Source organism: Flavobacterium sp. TN-1 (genome assembly GCF_052828645.1).
The window spans coordinates 927542-946096 of sequence record NZ_CM128253.1 but is presented as its reverse complement, the minus strand read 5'-3'; the positions used below and the strand labels follow the sequence as shown (position 1 = coordinate 946096).

The following is an 18555-nucleotide window of genomic DNA, read 5'->3' as shown; positions in this document are numbered from 1 at the left end:
AATTAAGCTCTGTGTTTATTTGGTTTTCTTGGAATTGTTTCAATATTGCCCGTTGCTTGTGTGATTTCAATATTTTCAAGAATTTTCACACCTCCTTCCACGGCATCAGGACCATCTATTTTTTTGGCTTTAGGGCTAAAGTTTTTAAACTGTGAAACGAGTCTCTCCATGTGTGGGTTCATCAATTCTTTAATATTAAAAAGCAAGTATCCCAATCGCACGAGTGGCTCTAGTGTTCCCTCAACACGCACGTACTTATTGGGCTTTTTTCGCTCATCTGGTCGAATAGGCAAAACCGTTTGTCTTTCTTGCGAAATTCTATAAATGAGAGGCAAAAGCACTTGTTCATAAAAAGGGTTTTGAAGCTTGTTATTTTCAATATAAACATACACAGGGTCAACCTGTGCATTTTTACAAATCAAATGAGCTTCAAATAAATACTCACAAAATTTTGCGTTTGTCATTTGATCAAGCCAAACTTTATAAATGTAGTAAAACAATCCTTTTTTAGCTAAAATAACCACAGCCTTACTGGATGATTGTTTAAGCTCTGAATCACTTGGAGCGGGGTCAGCATAGATAACCACACCATTACAAGAGCGAAGAGGCGGACATTTTTCAAAAAGAATATTCTTAAACGTATCACCTCCATCCATAGGGTTATTGAAATATTCCTTTTGTGAAGATTCGTGGCTAATAGTATTTAAAACTCGGTCTATGGCTTCTTCGGTGTTCTTTTGAGGCCAGGTACTTTTACCTTCATTGTCTCTAATATTTATCACGTCCCATCTATCGGCTTTTTTACCCATTTCGGTAACGCAACAATAATTAGCAATAATGTTACCGCAAACGATAATTAGTAATCCGTTTGATATTGAACGTGTTGGTATTAAAGCCTGTTCTATCCAGTTTATTTTGTTTTGGATTATTTCAGAATTTCGGCAGTCTTCATCTGTATCGATGTCGTCAATAAGAATTACATCGGGTCTAAAGTTTTCATTCCTTGTACCCCTTGGCGATTGTCCAGCACCCAAGGCACGAAAGGACGCCCCTATTCGCGTTTTAAATTCGCCCGACTCCCAAGAACCTATCTTTTTTTGTTCGCCGTAATCGTTTATAATTCGATTGTTGGATTCAAAAATTACCTTATAGGGCAATAATAGACGTTCGGCATTGTCGTAGGAATTAGAAACTAAAAGGATGTTCTTTTTCTTTTTAGTCATTACCAGATACACAACCTCCATCATAGTACGCCCCGACTTTGACAACTCACGTGCCCAAGAGCGCACCTCGTACCACTCAGCATTTTTTAAAACCCTTTTGGTGGCTTTTATATGAAATTCGGCAGGCTCACTGGTATAGAAATTCGGGAAGTAATATTTAAACCACTCTTCGGGATTAGCCTCTAAGTGTTTGATGCGTTTTAGTTTATCCGAATGCGATTCGGATAAATCTATAGGCGTAGCATTATCCATATTAGCGGAAAACTGCTTCCATAAGTCTAAATACGCTTTATTGCTTATCTTTTTCTTAGCCATGCTTCAATTTGGCAGTTATAAATTCGTCGTAATAATTCTTAAATTTTTTCGCATCTTCAAGGTGTATCTCTTGAATGAATGTTAAAACCTTCATGCCTACCTCGATGTATTCGCCCAGGTTAGTTTCAACTTCTAATTTTTGAATGTTAGAAGTAATCTTACTCATTGTATCAGCTTCTGTATTGGTTGGGATATTATCCCGTGAGGCTACTTTTTCATTAATTGCCTCGAGCTGATTGTACCAATGCGTAAGCTGGTTTTGTTTAGTTGTCAAAAGGCTTTTTCTGAGTTTATCCCAGTTTTCCTCTTCCGCCCACTTGCTCACCGTTTTTTCGGTGACTTTTACACGACTAGCAATTTCCTTATAAGTAATTCTCTCGTTGACGTATAGAATCCGTGCGTACTCCCTCTCTTCTTTCTTCTGAATCCCCATTTTGTTACTCTTTTATAGTGCAAAAATGCCCACAAATTCACCTTTAAAGAAAAAACTATGCAATCCTTACTTGTTAATTTTCAAGGGTTTGCAACTATTCGCAAGTTTGCATCAACAAAAAAACGCAAGGTGGAGAAAGCAAAGAAAATCGATAAGGAATTTTGTCTAACTGACGACTCGGTAAACGTGTACGGTTATAGATGTTTAACCTCTGGTTTACTACTGGATGAAGTAAAAAGAAATCCTATAGGTTTCAAAATGCATAATCGTGACAATGGTATTGTTGTGCGTTGGGAGGACTTTCGTTTAGAAGGTGATAAGGTAATGGCTAAGCCTGTTATAAACTTATCACATCCTGAGGGAGAGCAAACCGTTTCAGAAATTGAAAACGGGTTTTTAAACGCCGCTTCGGTTGGGCGAATTGTCGTCCTAGAAGCCACAAACGCTCCAGAACTACAACTGGAAGGACAAACACAGCCAACGGTTACTAAGTGGTTTCCTCGTGAAATATCCTTAGTGGACATTCCTGGAAATTACAACGCATTAGCAAACCTGTTTGATGAGAATGACAATGCGCTAAACCTTGCAGACTTCACAAATAATTTAGAACCTATGAGTAAAACAGTACTGAACGCCGCACAAATTTTGACGGCACTCAATTTAAGTGATTCCGCTGCGGAAGCGGATGTACTAAATGCGGTAACCAATTTGATTGACACGGCGGCTAAAGTACCGCAGTTAGAAAAAGATTTAAGCGATAAGACTACAGAGCTTAACAGCTTGAAAAGTGCAACCCAAAAGAAAGAGGTTGAGGATTTAATTGCAAAGGGTAAAGCCGATAAAAAACTAACCGTTGAGCTTGCTAATACTTTGTTAGCAGACTACGAGGCTAATCCAAGTGGCTTAAAAAAATTAATCGATGCTTTACCAGCACAAATGTCACTTATGGACAATTTAGATTCAGGTGCAGTACCTGAAAAATTTGCGGGTAAATCGTGGGATGATTTATATGCGAGTAATGAACTTGAAATAGTTAGAACTAAGTACCCTGATTTGTTCGAGAGTTTAAGAAAAGAAAAATTTAAAACCAATTAAATATGGCAAACCCTAAAATTCCACAGGAGTTCTGGAACTCCTATATCGTGGAAAAATTAAGACGTACTAACCCGCATCTAAATTTATGTTTTGATGAATCTGCACATGTAGTAGGTGGAGCGGTTGTGTATATTCCGCAAGCTGGAGCAAAACCCAATGTGGTTAAAAATAGAGGTTTTGGAGCGGCTACGGCAGTTCAACGAGGCGATACCGCTATTAGTTATGTACTTGATGTATTTACAACTGACCCAACCGCAGTATTAACTTCTGAAAAACTAGAAATCAGCTACGAAAAACAGGACAGTGTACTTGCTGACCATACGGACACGTTAGCGGAAACTATTGGTGACGAACTTTTATTCTCATGGGTTAGAGGATTAAAACCTACGGTTGGCGGAGGAGTAACTGTAGAGTATATTCCAACTTCACGAAGATTTGCTACAACTGGTGGATCAACAGCGGTTAATACCGAAGATGGACAAACAGGAAGCCGTAAGGCAATGACTTATAAAGAAGTTCAAGCCGTTAAAGCAAAATTTGACAAAGATAACGTGCCTAAAGATAACCGTTACGCAATGTTGGAAAGTTATATGCAACAAGAGTTTGTGGATAGTTTATCGAGTAATCAAATGGCGGCATTTCAAGCGACAGCTGATTTAGCTAATGGAGTGATTGGGAAATTTGCTGGTTTTACCTTCTTAGAGCGTAGTTCTGTTTTAGCCTTAAAGGCAGATGGTACTTTTAGACTACCAGGAGAAGCACTAGGGGCGACGGATAATCTAGCCAGTTTGTTTTGGCATAAAAACAGCGTGACAAAATCGGTGGGTGATACAAAATTATTTCAAGATTTTGACAACCCATTATACTACGGCGACATTCATTCAGGACTAGTAAAAATGGGAGGTCGTTGCCGTCGTGAAGACTGGAAAGGAATTGCCTTAGTCGTGCAAAGCTCTTAATAGAACATAGAATAGAAACATAAGCAAAAAGGCTTCTTTTTGAAACCTTTTTTAAAGACAACATGGAACAAATTTTTCAACATTCAATTACCGCCTTTTTGTCCTCTTTAATCATGTGGGTGTTTTCAAGGCGAAAAAATTTAGCTGAAGATCGAGGGAAAGAATTGGATAATGCCGTAAAAGCAGTTAAATATTACCGTGAATTATTAGATGACATGGCTAAACGTTTAGCTGAAGCAACAGAGGCATTAATGAAGTTGGAAGAAAAGCACCATGATTTAATGCGTATAAATCAAAGCCTAGTATCAGAATTACAAAAATATAAACAACTTGACGGTAAACTATGATAACATCAACAGCCTGTACAAAGGCATTCGGAAAACCTGATATAGATTTCGAAATAAAATATATGGTAGTATGGAAAGTGCCTGAGGCTATCAGGGTGAAAATACCAGTGTTACCACAAAAAATATACTGCCATAAATTAATGGTAGCACCTTTAGAAAAGGCTTTTAAAAACATCATTGATAGAGAATTAACATCCGAAGTTATTTCGTGGAATGGTTGTTTTTGCATCCGTAGAAAAAGAGGTCAAAGCACTTTATCCATTCACAGCTGGGGATTAGCCGTAGATATAAACGAAAAGGAAAACGCTTTTGGAGCTAAACCAACAATGAGTGCCGCTTTAGTAAAATGTTTTACAGATGCTGGATTTGAATGGGGTGGAAAATGGAGCAAACCCGATGGAATGCATTTTCAATTGTCAAAAATATATAGTATGAAAAATATTAGTTTGTTTAGAGTTGTGTTGTTTGCAATGCTTGTTGGAATGCTGGGAGCTTGTAAAAGTTCCCTAGCTCCAACAGTTACAAGCCAAACGAACGACACTATCATTAAGGTGCAAACCCTTAGAGACACCATTATAAAAACGAAACAAGATAGTAGTTTTTATAAGGCACTACTAGAGTGTCAAAACGGAAAAGTTGTAATTAACAGACCTATCAGCGTTACACCGGGCGAAATATTGAAAATACCAGGAGTAGAATTACAGGATAACTATTTGACTGTAAAATGTAAGATGGAATCGCAAGAAGTGCCTGTTCAACTCAAGGAGAACCACACCCAGCGAATTAAAACCGTTTTGAAAATTAAAACGCAATATGTTCCAAGGGAATTAACGTGGTGGCAAACTACCCAAATTAATATGGGTAGAGTGTTTATAGGACTCGTATTACTCATCTTAATCATAACCTTTTTAAGACTTTTAAAAATTGTTTAAAAATCATTTAAAACAAATTGAAATGAATCAAGATAAAAAAGAATTGGCGCAAGACTATTTTAAGCGTCACGCAGGCAATACTGAATGTTTTATCACAAGTGATAACCGAGTATTTCACACACAAGGGAGTGCGGCAAGTTATGCCAATACGCTAAAGGATGATGCAGTTGACAAATTCACAAGAGGGGAAGAAACTCCTGTATTTGATGATTTAGAAGAGGAAGACGAACAAGAGAATCAATTCAGTGAAGAGGATATTTTAAATTTCGATACAACAAAATCTGAATACCCTGAGATTAAAAAGTTGTTTACTGCTTTGAATTTGGAAGCACCTACGCAGAAAAAACAGGATTTAGTAGAGGCAATCGAAAAGGAAAAACTTAGAATCTTAAACGAGAAAAACCAATAATCATGGCACAAGGAAACGGAACGCCTAAAGTGAACGTAGCGGTCACTAGTGGTAATCTACAGCGTCAAATAGTAGTTTTAGACGGTATTGCTGGAATTGTTGCAACGGCTGAAAAAGCGGTAAACATAGGCGTAATAAAAACCGTTTTCGGCTATGAAGATGCCCTAAAAAAAGGGTACACCCAAGAAGATGAACCTTTTTTACACCGCCAAATCAAGGATTTTTATCAAGAACTAGGCGGAAACCAAGAACTATGGGTTATGGGGGTAGAAGATACCATGACTTTAAACAATATGGTTAATGCCAATAATGTCAATGGAGTAAAAAAACTGTTGACGGTAGCGCAAGGTAGAATCACGCTTTTAGGAGTTTGTCGTAAACCAGCTCCAAGTTACACAATGGTGGCGGGGAAGTTCTTAGATAAGGACGTAGAGGATGCTATTTTAACCAGTAAAACCATTTGCCAATATCAACAATCTATTAACCGACCTATTCGATTATTAATTGAAGGACGAACCAATGATATTGCAAAAACCCCTTTTAATAGTAAAGGGGCGGAGAACAGTTACGTCGGAGTGGTTTTAGGAAATTCATACGGCGACGGTTCGGCTAATGTAGCTACTGCTCTAGCTCGAGCGGTTAAGTATCCAGCGCACGTAAAATTAGGCAACGGACAAAACGGAGCTTTAACCTTAACAGATGCCTATATAGGCAACAAACCTCTTGAGCAATTCTATAATGAGGAATTGGATGCGCTAACTGATGCTGGTTATATCATTATGCATCGCCGTGAAGGTTCTGCTGGTTATTATTACTCAGTTGATACAATGGCAGGAGCTGATGACTATAGAATTTTAGTACATGGCAGACTGATGGACAAAGCCCAACGAATAGCAACGGCTACCACTAGCGCACTTATTGAAACTTCGGTACGAATGGAGAAAGACGGTAGCATTAACAAAGCCGATGCAACTTATTTAGAGGATTTGGTAAAAGCTCAAATCCGTTCTAAAATGGAGGGGCAAATAAGCAATGTTGACGTTCTAGTTCCCACCGATCAAGATTTAATAAATACCAGTACGTTGAGTATACAAATAAAAATACAACCCTTAGGTTATATGACTTGGATTGCAATTACTATGGGTTTAACTAAAAGCATTTAAGTATGAATATCAATTTAACATCTTCTGAATGCGCTTGGGCGCAATTTGAAATAAAAATATTAAACCGAAGCATCAAAGGACTTAGAGGTTTCAGTTTAAAAAAGACTATTGAAAAGGAACATTTGTACGGTGCTGGCGATGAGCCTATAGACATACAAAGCGGGAACAAAAAGTACGAAGGAAGTATAAAAGTACTAGGCTTTGAAGCTGATGCATTAAACAAAGCCGCCTTTTTAGCAGGATACGATGATATTACAGAGGTCCCACACGATGCAATCGTACTTACATGTTCTTTTAAAAAACGAACTGCCGACCCTACTAATATTTACACCATTACTGGAGTAGCCTTCACAGAAACGGGAGCAGATTTAGAACAAGGCGCAAAATACAGGGAAGTAACACTTCCTTTTATTGCAATGAGTATTAATTACAAACAAATTTAACAAGTATTAAAATGAATAAACCAAAAGTAAATCCTTTTCAAGAACGTAAAGCAAAAGGTAAAGTAAAGCAAGAACCAAAAGTTGTAGATGACAAGTTAGAGGTTTTTATTGAACGTTTCGGGCAATCACAATTGGATGAGTGGAAACATTTATACGGAAATCGCCAATTAATATACTTAAAAATCGATAATTTTTTGGCAGTTCTTAGACCTCCTACAGCTGAAGACTTAGGCGAATACCTTATGAGTGTAGGAACTGTAGGAATGAGTAAAGCGGTTTTAATGATTGTAGAAAACTTATGGCTTGATGGAGATTACGAACTTATCGAGGATGAAGACAACTTTTTGTTTGTGTTCTTACAAGTAAACAATTTCTTGGAGGGGAAAAAAGGCGAATTTTTTCGCGCTTAGCCAAAAAGGAAAAGAAGACTGCAAAAAAAACAAAGCAGGTTTAGATTTTCTTATCGTATTTGGGAGTATGCAGTTCGGATCAAACGCATTAAAAGAATGGGGTTACGAAACGTTTTTTTATCGCACAGGAATAGCCTTGGAACTTTGGGAAAAAGGAATGAAAACAAAAATTTAAGATGAGTAGTACAGTAGAGTTTGTAGTAAGAATGCGGGATATGATGAGTGGAGGGTTAAACCGATTAGCCACCACCTCACAAAGTGCCTTTTCACGAATGAACCAACAGGCGCAACAATTCACTGGACGCAATCGAATTTTAGCCCAAAGTTATTCTGAGATACAAAAGCGCATTCAAGAAGTGGAAACTACGATTCGTAATAGTACATCTGTTTCGCAAATTCGCGAAGCTCGAAGAGAATTAGCCTTATTACAACGTCAGGCTAATAATCATAGTTCGGGCTTGGGAAGTGGAGGCGATAAAAAAGGGATAGGAATTGGCGGTATTGCTTTAGGTTCTATGGTTGGTGGTGTAGCCACTCAGGCTATGGGCGCAATTGCGGGGGCAGTTAGTAGCGGTGTAGGTGCTATGATTCAAGGCTCTATGGAAAAAGAACAAGCCATTACGGGTTTGAAAACCTTTTTAGGTGAAAAAGGAGCGAATGATGCTTACGCTAATATTAGAAAAGATGCCGCTGTAACCCCTTTTGATACTGCTTCTTTATTAGAAGTAAACCGTTCTTTAATATCTGCAGGAACAAACGCACAGGATGCAAGAAAAGACACTATGAACCTAGCTAATGCCGTAGCGGCTGTAGGCGGTGGTAACGATGTTTTATCGAGAATGGCGGCTAATATGCAACAAATAAAAACTGTAGGTAAGGCTACGGCTACAGATATTAAACAGTTTGGAATGGCGGGAATAAACATTTACGAAATGTTATCCAAGTCCACAGGTAAAAGCATTGCGCAAGTTCGTGAAATGGACGTCTCTTATACTGATTTATCCAAAGCGTTAGAAATGGCTAGAGCTAAAGGCGGTATTTATGCTGGAGCACTCGAAGCACAAGGGCAAACCAAAGCGGGTAAATGGAGTACGTTTAAGGATAACCTTAGTAATGCGGCTACAGATATAGGTGATGCCTTTTCGCCTGTGATGAACAAGCTCCTTGATTTAGCCGTTCGATTTAGTAATAGTATAGCTCCAGCTATACAAAAAGCTCAGCCCTATATTGATATGATGGCTAATGGTGTTGGTAAAGCCGTGGACTGGATTATGAGCCTTGTAAACGGCACCAGTAAATGGTCGGACTGGGTAACGATTGTTCGTGACATTTTCAAAGTAGTTGTTGACCATGCTCAAAATATGCTGGCTAAAATATGGCATATTGTACAAGGTGTAATTGAGTTTATTAAGAAAAGTGAACTATTAAAAGATATATTTCGCTTTTTAGGTTGGTTACTAGAAAAAACATTCGGAATTATTGGTAAAATGGCTGATGCGTTGGTTTGGCTTTGGGATAAACTCATATTGCCCTTTTTTGAAAAAGTTGAGTGGGCTTATAAAATGATTAAAGATTTATGGTCAGACGACGAAAAACATATAAAGGTAACGGCAACCAAAAAACTACTGCTTGCAAAAGCCAAGGATGAACCAATAAAAGACAGCCCTTTAATTACTGGAGGTAAACTAGCTCAAGAAAATTCAAGCTCAGGAAAAAGTGCAGGAGTAACCGTATCAGGTGGAGGTCCTAAAACGATAAATATTTATGTAGAGAAATATGCCGATGGATTGAACTTTTATACAATGAACGCACAGGAAACGGCGGAACAAATATATAAAATTGTTTCTGAATTTTTAGGCAGAACATTAATAGACACAAGTAAGGTAATTTAAAATGAGTAATGTAATAAACTTAGTAGGACTTTATAAAACCTATTTCAACGCAACACCTTTCTCCGTAAATAAAGACGGTGTAAAAGAAAAAAGTGAAGAGGTCAATTATACGGGGCTCAAGCAAAATAATTACGCAAAGGATTTTATTCATTATACAAAAAATCAAATTGCCTTAAATAAGGTTGGTTTATACGGTCGGTCTATTTGGTTTCCTGTCACGTTTTGGAAATCCACAGAGGCGGTTTTGGAAATAGATGCGTGTACAATTAATGTTCAATTGGCTAAAAACATCGTAAAAACGGCAGTAAGTGAGCGCAAGGGTACAGTGAAAGAACAATTTTCAATTGAAGATTACAAATTCACCATTAAAGGTTTTTTGATTGGTAAAGACAGAAAATTTCCTGAGAGTGAAATTTTAGCTTTAAAGGATTTGTTTGAAAGCCAAGAGCCTATTTCATTACACGGCGGTTATCCTGAATTGTTCCTGGATAAAAGTTGCCAGATTGTGATAAATACGCTCGACTTCCCCGAAGTACAAGGCAAAGCACATTGGATTAGACCTTTTAGCCTAACGTGTGAAAGTGATTTTATTGATGATTTAATTTTAGAATAATATGTTTTACATGACCAGCGACATCACCATTGGTGGACTAAAAAAAGTAAAACCTGCCAAGGTAGTTTGGAAAACAGATGTAAATGGATTTATAGACACTTGTACTATAGAACTACCTAGAATTAGTTATCTAAAAAATGATAAAACTAACACCGAGGGGCAAAAAGTAAATGATTATTTAATTCAAGAAAATGACTTTGTTTCAGTTGCTCTAGGCTATGACGGCAGAAATGAAAAAAGATTTGAAGGTTTTGTAAAAAGAGTAAATACAGGGACTCCTTTACAGGTAGAATGCGAAGGTTATAGTTACCAATTGTATGATGTAGTGTTTAGTAAAACCTATGCAAGTACCACGGTAAAAGAGCTTTTAACTGATGTTTGCCAAGGAACGATAATAAAGCTAGCGGATAAGATACCTCATATACCTTTAAGCAACGTTCGTTTTAAAAATGCTGGGGGTTTACAAGTTTTAGAATGGTTGCAAAAGGAATGTAAACTAGCGGTTTATTTCAATTTTAATGAATTATATGTAGGAACAAAGTTTGGTAAGCTACAAAATAAAGTAAAGTTAAAATTAGGCTGGAACACAATAAAAGATGATGATTTTAAACAGCGTAAAATCGATAAAACAACTAAAATAGTTATTAAAGAGAAATCAGGCACGGGTGAAGTAAAAAAAACACCTGCAGACGTTGAAAAATACAGTAACGAAAAAGCCGTAAAAATAAAGCAAGGTTTCCCTGCAGATGTTTTAAAAGACATTGCCAATCGTTTACAAACAAAGAGTAACTATAAGGGATATGAGGGCGGTATTAATTGTTTTTTAGAACCTTATATGATAAAGGGAATGCTCGTGGAAGTTGACGGGTATCGCTACCCTGAAAAGTCAGGTACTTTTTTCATTGAAAGCATTGAGGGGGAATTTTCAAAAAGTGGCGGTAGACAAAATATAAAACTAACATACGTAAGTCCATGACACCCGAAGAGTTTAGAAAAAGGTTTCAAGATTTAGCCTCGCAGTATGGTCCTGCAGTAAGCAATATCGCCAAGGTTAAGGCAATTGACAAGGAAAATTGGATTTGTACCCTTGAAGATGAGGACGGTCAGGAAATACCAGCCGTAAGACTTCGACCTGTACAAAGTAGTAACAAAAGTATTTTGTTGCTCCCATCCATTGGTTCTTATGTGCTTGCGGTTCGTATTGAAGATGATGAAGATTGGTTAGTTATCGCTTGTGATAAACTTGAAAAAGTAGGCATCTACGTAGAAGAAACACTACTAGAGATTGACAAAGAAGGGTTTCTTTTAAAAAAAGAAAACGAAAGTTTAAAAGCAATTCTTAGCGATTTAGTTAGCTATATAAAAGCGATGAGTTTTACAGTAAGCACTACAGGAACTGCAACTGCACAGAGTGGCGCAACGCAAATACTAAATAATTCAGCCGACTTTGAAACTATTGAAACACGACTTAAATCCCTTTTAAAATAAGTTTAAATGATACCTAAGGATATAATGCTAGACGACGATATGGATTTGCTTATTCAAGGTAACGATTTGGTACTTGGAGAAAGCACGCACCAGCATCAAAAAATTTTGATTATGGTGGATAAAGGCGAATTCAAAGAAAATATTACCCGAGGCGTGGGAGCTTTACGATACGCTGAGATGCATAATCCAGAGAGCTTAATGCGTGAGATCAGACAGGAGTTTATAGCCGATGGAATGATAGTAAACTCTTTGAGTTGGAATGATGGAAATTTAGAAATAGACGCTAATTATGATAGTAAAAGTTAAGGTGCTACAGAACTGGTTCGATGTAGCCAGCATTTATACAGGTGATGCCTCTAATGCTTATCCATTGGCATTCTATAACAATTCATCAATTACCGATGACTTACAAAGCGGTCAAGAGGTAGAAATACCTAACACTATAGCAATTAACCAAAAAAACAAAAAATATTTAGAGGCTAGAAACCTTCAACCCGCAACGGGATTGACATTAGAACAAACACAATACGATAAACCACTAGGCATTGGCGAAATGGTTATAAACTCAAGTTTTATAGTACGATAATGGCACGAACTGAAAAAGAAATACACGATCAAATTTTAAACGAATTATATACCAGTTCGGTTTTAGATATACAAGCTCCTTTGAGTTCAGCTAATCTATTTTATCGTTTCACGAGAATTAATGCTGCCGTTATTCAAACTTTTGAAAAATTGATGGATACGCATAAAACCCAAATAGACACCGCAATTTACGAATATAAACCTGGCACAGCAAGATGGTACAGAAATATGGCGTTAGCCTTTCAAATGGGGTTTGATTTATTGCCTGACGACGACCAGTTTAATAACTCAAATGCTACATCTGAACAAATTGAAGCGTCAAAGATTGTGAAGTATTGTTCCATACCCGAGGAAGGCGTGGAAAGTTCAAGACTAATCATCAAAATTGCAGGCGAACAAGGCGATATTTTGCGAAAATTAAGCGATTCCGAACTAGTTAGTTTTACGGATTACATCAAAAAAATACGCTATGCGGGTGTGAAGTTTTTAATCGTGAACAACCCCGCCGATAAACTGCTTTTGCAGATGAAAATTTACGTGAATCCTTTGGTTATAGGTAATGATGGCGTAAACATTCGAACTGGTTCAAAGTCGGTAGAATTAGCTTTAAAGAATTATTTGAAAAGTTTGCCATTTGACGGTGAGTTAATCATAAACGATTTAATTGCTAAGCTTCGGGAGGTTGATGGCGTGGAAAATGTCAACATTTCAAACATTCAAAGTTCGAAGTACAATAATGATACAAGAAGTTATGAAGGTTTCAAAAGTATTAACATTAAAACAATCCCCGAGGCAGGTTATTTCGAGTTAGACAACCAAAGTAGTTTGAATTATGTGGTATGAAGTTGACTTTAAGAAATTAGCAGTATTACTGTTACCAATAGCACTGCGTAAACCCAAAACAATTGCTTTTCTACATTGTTTGGTACAACCAATTGACAGCGTTTACAGGTCCTGGAAATCGAAGCGTGACGACGATTGGTATAAGCTGGCGCATAATGGGCAAGTGTGCAAGCTTGAAGCCGTTTTGAATGACGAATTTGACAAAACACTAAGGCGCATTTATATAGACGACGGAGACTCTTTTCAACAGGAGTACATTTTTACAGACGAAGAGGGCGAAGAAGTTTTTTTAGATGATACGCTTTTTGTCTTTTCCGAAGATGAATACGAAAACACAGGCGTTGACTTTGTAGTGTTTGTGCCGTCGGAATTGGTGGATGCAAACATTCATAAACTAAACTATTTGATAAAATATTACAAACTGGCGGGTAAACGCTACAGAATAGAAAAACTATGAATTATCAAAAAATTAACCAAAGTGGTGGTTTTCCTATCAAAACCCAAACTTTAGAAGATATGCAAACAAGCTGGCAACTTTTAAACAGCTTGGGCGAACTAGCGGGGAATTTTGCCATCTTGAAAGGATGTCAGGAAAGCAATGGTACTGTGAGCGATGGCGTTGTGTATATCAACGGTGAAGTGCTTGACTTTGTTGGAGGTCTGAAAGGACCTACTGTTATAATTACTGAAACAGCTTATAAAAGGGAATTTAAAGACGGTACAAACAAAGATGTTCTATTCGTTCGAAAAGCAATGTTTGGAATTGGGTCAGTTACTTTTAATTGGGCTGATTTCAAACGCCCAAAATCGACCATACAGCTCACGTCGGATTTAAAAACAGTTAATGAAGAGTTGCCTAAAAAAGCTGACAAAACGATAATTCAAAGCTTAATTGATAGAATTATAGAGCTTGAAAAACGTCCAACGTTCAATAATCCTATTAAAAACAAAGGGTACTTCACTTTAGGTGATATTACAGGTGGACAGCCTGTAGGCTCAAACCTTCCTGTCTTTGGGGATTGTGTTTCTGCTGTTGTAGCATCTTATGTCGATGGAGGTAATCATTATATAGATGTAAGCTTTTTGAATCCAATGCCATCAGTTAATTATAAAGTAAACTTAATGGTCGAATCTTTAGGTACTATATCGAATGACGACGACGCTGGAAATCCTGTATTCAAAATCATCGACACCAACAAGTTTAAAGTAGGCTTGTACGAAGCTGCATCAACAGTACAGTCTATTAGAATTCATTTCGAAATCACAGAACTATGACAGCGAAAGAAAACATAAAAAAATGGTTTAAAACAGGTTCGAAACCAACCGAAGAACAATTCAGTGCTACATGGGATTCGTTTTGGCACAAGTCAGAAAAAATCCCAATCAATCAGATTGAAGGAATTACCCAAGTCTATGAAAGCATCAACCAAATCAGTCAGCAAAACCCACGAATTGTACCCGTCGGGCAGTTGCAGATATTTAAAGTAGCACCAAATGCTAATAATAACGTTTTAGAATCGGGCGATTTTGTGGTAGGATTTGTCGAAGAGCATTTTATAAATGCTACCTATTTAGAAGGTGACCCGCAACGGCTTGCCAGTTATGGAATTATTTAAAATATTGAAAACTAAATCTAAAATCTAAAATGAGTAAACAAATTATTAATAAGCCGATTTGCCTTAATAAAGTGGCAAAAGGAAGACTTACCGACAGTTGTCTATTGGTAAGAAGTAAAGATAATATTATAAAAGAAATTGACGTGAAAGATTTGAACTCTTCTAAACAATGGATGTGGCATATCCCTTTAACCTCATACCCCTCAAATATATTTTTCACAAATGTGAAATCTGCGGGTTCTTACCCTGTTCACTCAAAATATATAGGCGTTAATTACTTCCAATTAATGAGTGACTCTCCCTATAATACAGATTTGAATATCAATGCTTTTGAATCAGGTGTTAATCTTTTTATAGGAGACAGTTTATCTGTTGATTTTCTATATGATTCGACGATTAATCCTGTCCCTGAATTTTATAACGACACGTGCTGGCGTATTGCTATTGGACAGACAGGAGTAGAAACTGATTTCACAGGTCTTGACTTTTCTTTAAGCGCAAGCTTTGAAATAGCGAGCAAACGGAATACTGATATCACAAGAATTGACACAGGAATTTTATTTGCTAAAGATGTCATATACAACGTACAAATAACACGAAGCGCACAGGGGTATAACGTTAAAATTTCAGATAAAAAAACAAGCGAAGTTCTTTTTGAAAGCGAGCTAACTACAAACGTTTCAGAACTAAGTGGTTTTTCTGTGTTTCCGTACAACAAAACGGGTTCAAGCCCTTCAGGGTTATTTAAAATGGGTATTGTTCGATTAGGATATTGTCCCTCAAAATAATTTATATGATGAAAGCAATTTTTAAAAACTGGAAAACCACGTCCGCTGGCGTTGTTTCCATCGTGTCAGGAGTTTTGTTGTTTGTTAATGACAAAACAAAAACTATTGAAGCTTTAACAGCGGTATTAGCGGGAATTGGATTAATATTTTCGCAGGATGCCGTAAAGTAAAATTTCCTTTGGAGGAAGGGAATAAAAAAGTCCTCCGCAAAATTAAACATCTCACCTTTTAATTTTAGTGCAAAAACCACACAGCGGAGGACTAAAGTCTTCTGTAGTGTGGTTTTTTATGCTAAAAAGGTGAGTTTGCAAAGACAATCATCAAATTTAATTAAACAATCATCGATCAAAAAAAATCAAAAAAATGAAGAAAGTATTTTCATCCGCTCCGTTACCATTTATGGGGCAAAAACGAAAGTTTTTAAAACAATTCAAACCTGCTTTAAATGTATTTCCAGCCGATGCCATTTATGTAGATATGTTTGGTGGTTCGGGATTATTAAGCCACACAGTTAAGGCTTATTATCCAAATGCCACGGTAGTTTATAACGACTTCGACGGGTATAGCCAGCGACTGGCAAACATCGACAAAACCAACGTTTTGCTTGATGATATTAGGCTAATCTTGGTAAATCATCCAAAAGATAAACTCATTAAAGGAGAGGCACGTGAGCAAGTATTAGAGCGTGTCAAGTCAGAGGAAACCAAAGGCTATGTTGACTATATTACGCTTTCAAGCTCAATTCTTTTTAGTATGAATTACGCCACTTGTTATAAAGAATTTGAAAAATCTACGCTGTACAACTGTGTGCGACAATCCAACTACACCGCAGACGGTTATTTGGATGGAATTGAGGTCGTGCAAATGGATTATAAAGAATTGTTCAAGAAGTATAAGGACAGAAAAAATGTTGTGTTTTTGGTAGACCCGCCATACTTATCAACTGATGCCAGTACATATAAAGACTACTGGAACCTTAGGGATTATTTAGACGTTTTAAACGTGTTGGAAGGCTCAAATTATTTTTATTTCACGTCTAATAAGAGTCAAATCGTTGAGCTTTGTGAGTGGATTGAAACAAAAACGCCAATGAGTAATCCGTTTCACGGTTCGAAAATGGAAACTATGAATACACAAGTGAACAAAGCGAATTATACGGATATAATGTTGTATAAAAAAATAGCATAATGATAATGAGATAAAAAAACAATGGTTTAAATAGAGTTTAAAGTTAATTTAAAAAGGCATTGCGTGATAAGCAATGCCTTTTGTAATTTTGTAAAAAAATGGGCATTTGAATTTGAAAAAATGGGCATTTGAATTTTTTGATTATATTTCCTAAAGGAAAGCCCGTTTTGTTAGATATTTTTTGTTTTATAATTGGGGTCCTGCTTCTACTAAACGTTCTCCTTGTTCATTATCTGTATATTGCACAAAGTTTTTAATAAATCTTCCTGCTAAATCCTCTGCTTTAGTTTGCCATTCTGAGGCATCAACATACGTATTACGGGGATCTAAAATTTCAGAATTGACATCATGTAATGCTGTTGGAACTTCAAAATTAAATACTGGTACAACGGTTGTTTCTGCATTTTCAATAGAACCATCCAAAATAGCATCAATGATAGCGCGTGTGTCTTTAATAGAAATACGTTTACCTGTACCATTCCAACCTGTATTTACCATATAGGCCTTAGCATTGTGTTCTTCCATTTTCTTCACTAATTCTTCTGCGTACTTTGTAGGATGTAAAGACAAGAATGCCTTACCAAAACAAGCTGAAAAAGTTGGTTCTGGTTGAGTTACACCTCTTTCTGTTCCTGCTAATTTAGCGGTAAATCCTGACAAGAAATAATATTTTGTTTGTTCAGGAGTTAACTTAGAAACGGGAGGCATTACACCAAAAGCATCTGCTGTTAAGAATATCACCTTAGTAGCATGACCTGCTTTTGATACAGGAGTTACTATATTATTAATGTGATAAATAGGATATGAAACACGTGTATTTTGTGTTACAGAGCCATCTTTAAAATCAATTTTACCATCAGCATCAACCGTTACATTTTCCAGCAAAGCATCACGTTTGATAGCACCATAAATATCTGGTTCGTTTTCTTTACTTAAATCAATTGTTTTTGCATAACAACCTCCTTCAAAGTTAAAAACGCCATCATTATCCCACCCGTGTTCATCGTCTCCAATTAATTCACGTTTAGGGTCTGTAGATAAAGTTGTTTTTCCAGTTCCTGACAAACCAAAGAATACGGCAACGTCACCATCTTTTCCTTTATTTGCTGAACAGTGCATAGAGGCCATACCTTGAAGAGGTAAATAATAGTTCATCATTGAAAATAAACCTTTCTTCATTTCTCCTCCATACCAAGTACCTCCAATTAGCTGTACTTTTTCTGTTAAATTAAAAGCAATATAAACTTCAGAATTTAAACCATGTGCTTTATAATCTGCAAAACCACGTTTTGAAGCGTTCATTACCACAAAGTCAGGTTCGCCATAATTAGCTAGCTCTTCTTCTGTTGGACGAATAAACATATTTTTTACAAAATGTGCTTGCCAAGCTACCTCCACAATAAAGCGTACTTTTAATCGTGTATTTTCATTAGCGCCGCAAAAAGTATCAACTACAAAAAGTCTTTTTCCTGATAATTGCTCTACCGTATTTTCTTTTAGAGCATTCCAAGTATCAGTACTAATAGGTTTATTATCGTTTATAGCTTTTTCAGAAGTCCACCAAATAGTATCCTCTGTTACGGCATCTTTAACAATATATTTATCTTTAGGAGAACGACCTGTAAACTCACCTGTCATTACATTAACTGCCCCCAATTCAGTTAACTGCCCTTTTTCGTAACCTTCTAATTCAGGGCTTAATTCTTCCTGATACAACAATTCGTATGTAGGATTATATACAATTTCTTTAACGCCACTAATTCCGTATTTTTCTAACGAAATCGTTTTCGTAGGTGGTGTGTATGCTTCCATA

Annotated in this window: 24 protein-coding genes; 21 read left to right on the top strand and 3 right to left on the bottom strand. The window is 36.8% G+C overall.

Annotation, left to right across the window (positions count from 1 at the left end; all coding sequences use genetic code 11):
• Positions 1-2: 2 nt before the first annotated feature.
• Together ACUXZJ_RS03905 and ACUXZJ_RS03900 are read right to left on the bottom strand one after the other, a co-directional pair.
• Entirely contained in the window at positions 3-1538 is a 1536-nt protein-coding gene (locus tag ACUXZJ_RS03905) for a hypothetical protein (protein WP_446194971.1), read from the bottom strand.
• Positions 1531-1971, bottom strand: coding sequence for a DUF1804 family protein (locus tag ACUXZJ_RS03900; RefSeq protein ID WP_376777279.1), 441 nt, complete (start codon positions 1969-1971; stop codon positions 1531-1533). The genes ACUXZJ_RS03905 and ACUXZJ_RS03900 overlap by 8 nt, the downstream gene beginning before the upstream one ends.
• 57 nt (positions 1972-2028) lie before the next feature.
• Here ACUXZJ_RS03900 and ACUXZJ_RS03895 point away from each other — a divergent pair, with 57 nt between their 5' ends.
• The 21 genes from ACUXZJ_RS03895 (at position 2029) to ACUXZJ_RS03795 (ending at position 16742) form a co-directional block, all read left to right on the top strand.
• Positions 2029-3066, top strand: a complete 1038-nt coding sequence (locus ACUXZJ_RS03895) for a phage protease (RefSeq protein ID WP_446194973.1) — start codon at positions 2029-2031, stop codon at positions 3064-3066.
• Positions 3067-3068: 2 nt separating this feature from the next.
• The gene (locus ACUXZJ_RS03890) at positions 3069-4025 is read left to right on the top strand and encodes a hypothetical protein (protein ID WP_446194975.1); all 957 of its coding nucleotides are present in this window, start codon (positions 3069-3071) and stop codon (positions 4023-4025) included.
• A 62-nt stretch (positions 4026-4087) separates the two neighbouring features.
• Positions 4088-4372, top strand: a complete 285-nt coding sequence (locus ACUXZJ_RS03885; protein WP_088418749.1) for a cell wall anchor protein — start codon at positions 4088-4090, stop codon at positions 4370-4372.
• On the top strand, positions 4369-5304 hold the full coding sequence (locus ACUXZJ_RS03880) for a M15 family metallopeptidase (protein ID WP_446194978.1): 936 nt from the start codon (positions 4369-4371) through the stop codon (positions 5302-5304). Before ACUXZJ_RS03885 ends, ACUXZJ_RS03880 begins: the two co-directional genes overlap by 4 nt.
• A gap of 22 nt (positions 5305-5326) precedes the next feature.
• Positions 5327-5713, top strand: coding sequence for a hypothetical protein (locus tag ACUXZJ_RS03875; protein WP_446195053.1), 387 nt, complete (start codon positions 5327-5329; stop codon positions 5711-5713).
• A gap of 2 nt (positions 5714-5715) precedes the next feature.
• On the top strand, positions 5716-6876 hold the full coding sequence (locus ACUXZJ_RS03870; RefSeq protein ID WP_088466951.1) for a DUF2586 family protein: 1161 nt from the start codon (positions 5716-5718) through the stop codon (positions 6874-6876).
• A 2-nt stretch (positions 6877-6878) separates the two neighbouring features.
• Positions 6879-7319, top strand: coding sequence for a hypothetical protein (locus tag ACUXZJ_RS03865; protein ID WP_088466950.1), 441 nt, complete (start codon positions 6879-6881; stop codon positions 7317-7319).
• A gap of 11 nt (positions 7320-7330) precedes the next feature.
• Positions 7331-7729, top strand: coding sequence for a hypothetical protein (locus tag ACUXZJ_RS03860; RefSeq protein WP_446195825.1), 399 nt, complete (start codon positions 7331-7333; stop codon positions 7727-7729).
• 176 nt (positions 7730-7905) lie between these two features.
• Complete coding sequence (locus tag ACUXZJ_RS03855) at positions 7906-9621, top strand: tape measure protein (protein WP_446195823.1); 1716 nt, start codon at positions 7906-7908, stop codon at positions 9619-9621.
• Position 9622: 1 nt separating this feature from the next.
• Entirely contained in the window at positions 9623-10234 is a 612-nt protein-coding gene (locus ACUXZJ_RS03850) for a DUF6046 domain-containing protein (protein WP_088418765.1), read from the top strand.
• Positions 10235-10244: 10 nt separating this feature from the next.
• Positions 10245-11210, top strand: a complete 966-nt coding sequence (locus ACUXZJ_RS03845) for a hypothetical protein (RefSeq protein ID WP_088418767.1) — start codon at positions 10245-10247, stop codon at positions 11208-11210.
• Positions 11207-11722, top strand: coding sequence for a hypothetical protein (locus tag ACUXZJ_RS03840; protein ID WP_446194983.1), 516 nt, complete (start codon positions 11207-11209; stop codon positions 11720-11722). Before ACUXZJ_RS03845 ends, ACUXZJ_RS03840 begins: the two co-directional genes overlap by 4 nt.
• 6 nt (positions 11723-11728) lie before the next feature.
• Complete coding sequence (locus ACUXZJ_RS03835; protein WP_446194985.1) at positions 11729-12028, top strand: hypothetical protein; 300 nt, start codon at positions 11729-11731, stop codon at positions 12026-12028.
• Positions 12012-12308: a hypothetical protein gene (locus tag ACUXZJ_RS03830; RefSeq protein WP_446194987.1), complete on the top strand. Its 297-nt coding sequence runs from the start codon at positions 12012-12014 to the stop codon at positions 12306-12308. The genes ACUXZJ_RS03835 and ACUXZJ_RS03830 overlap by 17 nt, the downstream gene beginning before the upstream one ends.
• A complete protein-coding gene (locus ACUXZJ_RS03825) occupies positions 12308-13150 on the top strand; it encodes a nucleotidyltransferase (RefSeq protein WP_446194989.1) in 843 nt (280 codons plus the stop codon). The genes ACUXZJ_RS03830 and ACUXZJ_RS03825 overlap by 1 nt, the downstream gene beginning before the upstream one ends.
• Positions 13140-13607, top strand: a complete 468-nt coding sequence (locus ACUXZJ_RS03820; RefSeq protein WP_088418382.1) for a hypothetical protein — start codon at positions 13140-13142, stop codon at positions 13605-13607. The genes ACUXZJ_RS03825 and ACUXZJ_RS03820 overlap by 11 nt, the downstream gene beginning before the upstream one ends.
• Positions 13604-14425, top strand: a complete 822-nt coding sequence (locus ACUXZJ_RS03815; protein ID WP_446194991.1) for a hypothetical protein — start codon at positions 13604-13606, stop codon at positions 14423-14425. The genes ACUXZJ_RS03820 and ACUXZJ_RS03815 overlap by 4 nt, the downstream gene beginning before the upstream one ends.
• Positions 14422-14766 (top strand): hypothetical protein, encoded by a 345-nt coding sequence (locus ACUXZJ_RS03810; RefSeq protein ID WP_446194992.1) that lies wholly within the window; start codon positions 14422-14424, stop codon positions 14764-14766. Before ACUXZJ_RS03815 ends, ACUXZJ_RS03810 begins: the two co-directional genes overlap by 4 nt.
• A gap of 29 nt (positions 14767-14795) precedes the next feature.
• On the top strand, positions 14796-15554 hold the full coding sequence (locus ACUXZJ_RS03805) for a hypothetical protein (protein ID WP_446194994.1): 759 nt from the start codon (positions 14796-14798) through the stop codon (positions 15552-15554).
• Positions 15555-15559: 5 nt separating this feature from the next.
• Positions 15560-15724, top strand: a complete 165-nt coding sequence (locus ACUXZJ_RS03800; RefSeq protein WP_163444998.1) for a hypothetical protein — start codon at positions 15560-15562, stop codon at positions 15722-15724.
• A gap of 193 nt (positions 15725-15917) precedes the next feature.
• Positions 15918-16742 (top strand): DNA adenine methylase, encoded by an 825-nt coding sequence (locus tag ACUXZJ_RS03795; RefSeq protein ID WP_446194996.1) that lies wholly within the window; start codon positions 15918-15920, stop codon positions 16740-16742.
• 186 nt (positions 16743-16928) lie between these two features.
• Here the strand turns inward: ACUXZJ_RS03795 and pckA are convergent, their stop codons facing one another.
• Entirely contained in the window at positions 16929-18554 is a 1626-nt protein-coding gene (gene pckA / locus ACUXZJ_RS03790; RefSeq protein ID WP_063743497.1) for a phosphoenolpyruvate carboxykinase (ATP), read from the bottom strand.
• Position 18555 lies beyond the last annotated feature (1 nt).

What these genes read in the sequence shown, in the direction of transcription:
- ACUXZJ_RS03905 (WP_446194971.1), bottom strand. Translation starts at nt 1,538, where the DNA reads ATGGCTAAGAAAAAGATAAGCAATAAAGCGTATTTAGACTTATGGAAG.
- ACUXZJ_RS03795 (WP_446194996.1), top strand. Translation starts at nt 15,918, where the DNA reads ATGAAGAAAGTATTTTCATCCGCTCCGTTACCATTTATGGGGCAAAAA.
- ACUXZJ_RS03890 (WP_446194975.1), top strand. Translation starts at nt 3,069, where the DNA reads ATGGCAAACCCTAAAATTCCACAGGAGTTCTGGAACTCCTATATCGTG.
- ACUXZJ_RS03880 (WP_446194978.1), top strand. Translation starts at nt 4,369, where the DNA reads ATGATAACATCAACAGCCTGTACAAAGGCATTCGGAAAACCTGATATA.
- ACUXZJ_RS03870 (WP_088466951.1), top strand. Translation starts at nt 5,716, where the DNA reads ATGGCACAAGGAAACGGAACGCCTAAAGTGAACGTAGCGGTCACTAGT.
- ACUXZJ_RS03865 (WP_088466950.1), top strand. Translation starts at nt 6,879, where the DNA reads ATGAATATCAATTTAACATCTTCTGAATGCGCTTGGGCGCAATTTGAA.
- ACUXZJ_RS03840 (WP_446194983.1), top strand. Translation starts at nt 11,207, where the DNA reads ATGACACCCGAAGAGTTTAGAAAAAGGTTTCAAGATTTAGCCTCGCAG.
- ACUXZJ_RS03830 (WP_446194987.1), top strand. Translation starts at nt 12,012, where the DNA reads ATGATAGTAAAAGTTAAGGTGCTACAGAACTGGTTCGATGTAGCCAGC.
- ACUXZJ_RS03835 (WP_446194985.1), top strand. Translation starts at nt 11,729, where the DNA reads ATGATACCTAAGGATATAATGCTAGACGACGATATGGATTTGCTTATT.
- ACUXZJ_RS03850 (WP_088418765.1), top strand. Translation starts at nt 9,623, where the DNA reads ATGAGTAATGTAATAAACTTAGTAGGACTTTATAAAACCTATTTCAAC.
- ACUXZJ_RS03855 (WP_446195823.1), top strand. Translation starts at nt 7,906, where the DNA reads ATGAGTAGTACAGTAGAGTTTGTAGTAAGAATGCGGGATATGATGAGT.
- ACUXZJ_RS03895 (WP_446194973.1), top strand. Translation starts at nt 2,029, where the DNA reads ATGCAATCCTTACTTGTTAATTTTCAAGGGTTTGCAACTATTCGCAAG.
- ACUXZJ_RS03875 (WP_446195053.1), top strand. Translation starts at nt 5,327, where the DNA reads ATGAATCAAGATAAAAAAGAATTGGCGCAAGACTATTTTAAGCGTCAC.
- ACUXZJ_RS03860 (WP_446195825.1), top strand. Translation starts at nt 7,331, where the DNA reads ATGAATAAACCAAAAGTAAATCCTTTTCAAGAACGTAAAGCAAAAGGT.
- ACUXZJ_RS03825 (WP_446194989.1), top strand. Translation starts at nt 12,308, where the DNA reads ATGGCACGAACTGAAAAAGAAATACACGATCAAATTTTAAACGAATTA.
- ACUXZJ_RS03810 (WP_446194992.1), top strand. Translation starts at nt 14,422, where the DNA reads ATGACAGCGAAAGAAAACATAAAAAAATGGTTTAAAACAGGTTCGAAA.
- ACUXZJ_RS03805 (WP_446194994.1), top strand. Translation starts at nt 14,796, where the DNA reads ATGAGTAAACAAATTATTAATAAGCCGATTTGCCTTAATAAAGTGGCA.
- ACUXZJ_RS03815 (WP_446194991.1), top strand. Translation starts at nt 13,604, where the DNA reads ATGAATTATCAAAAAATTAACCAAAGTGGTGGTTTTCCTATCAAAACC.
- ACUXZJ_RS03885 (WP_088418749.1), top strand. Translation starts at nt 4,088, where the DNA reads ATGGAACAAATTTTTCAACATTCAATTACCGCCTTTTTGTCCTCTTTA.
- ACUXZJ_RS03800 (WP_163444998.1), top strand. Translation starts at nt 15,560, where the DNA reads ATGATGAAAGCAATTTTTAAAAACTGGAAAACCACGTCCGCTGGCGTT.
- pckA (WP_063743497.1), bottom strand. Translation starts at nt 18,554, where the DNA reads ATGGAAGCATACACACCACCTACGAAAACGATTTCGTTAGAAAAATAC.
- ACUXZJ_RS03820 (WP_088418382.1), top strand. Translation starts at nt 13,140, where the DNA reads ATGTGGTATGAAGTTGACTTTAAGAAATTAGCAGTATTACTGTTACCA.
- ACUXZJ_RS03900 (WP_376777279.1), bottom strand. Translation starts at nt 1,971, where the DNA reads ATGGGGATTCAGAAGAAAGAAGAGAGGGAGTACGCACGGATTCTATAC.
- ACUXZJ_RS03845 (WP_088418767.1), top strand. Translation starts at nt 10,245, where the DNA reads ATGACCAGCGACATCACCATTGGTGGACTAAAAAAAGTAAAACCTGCC.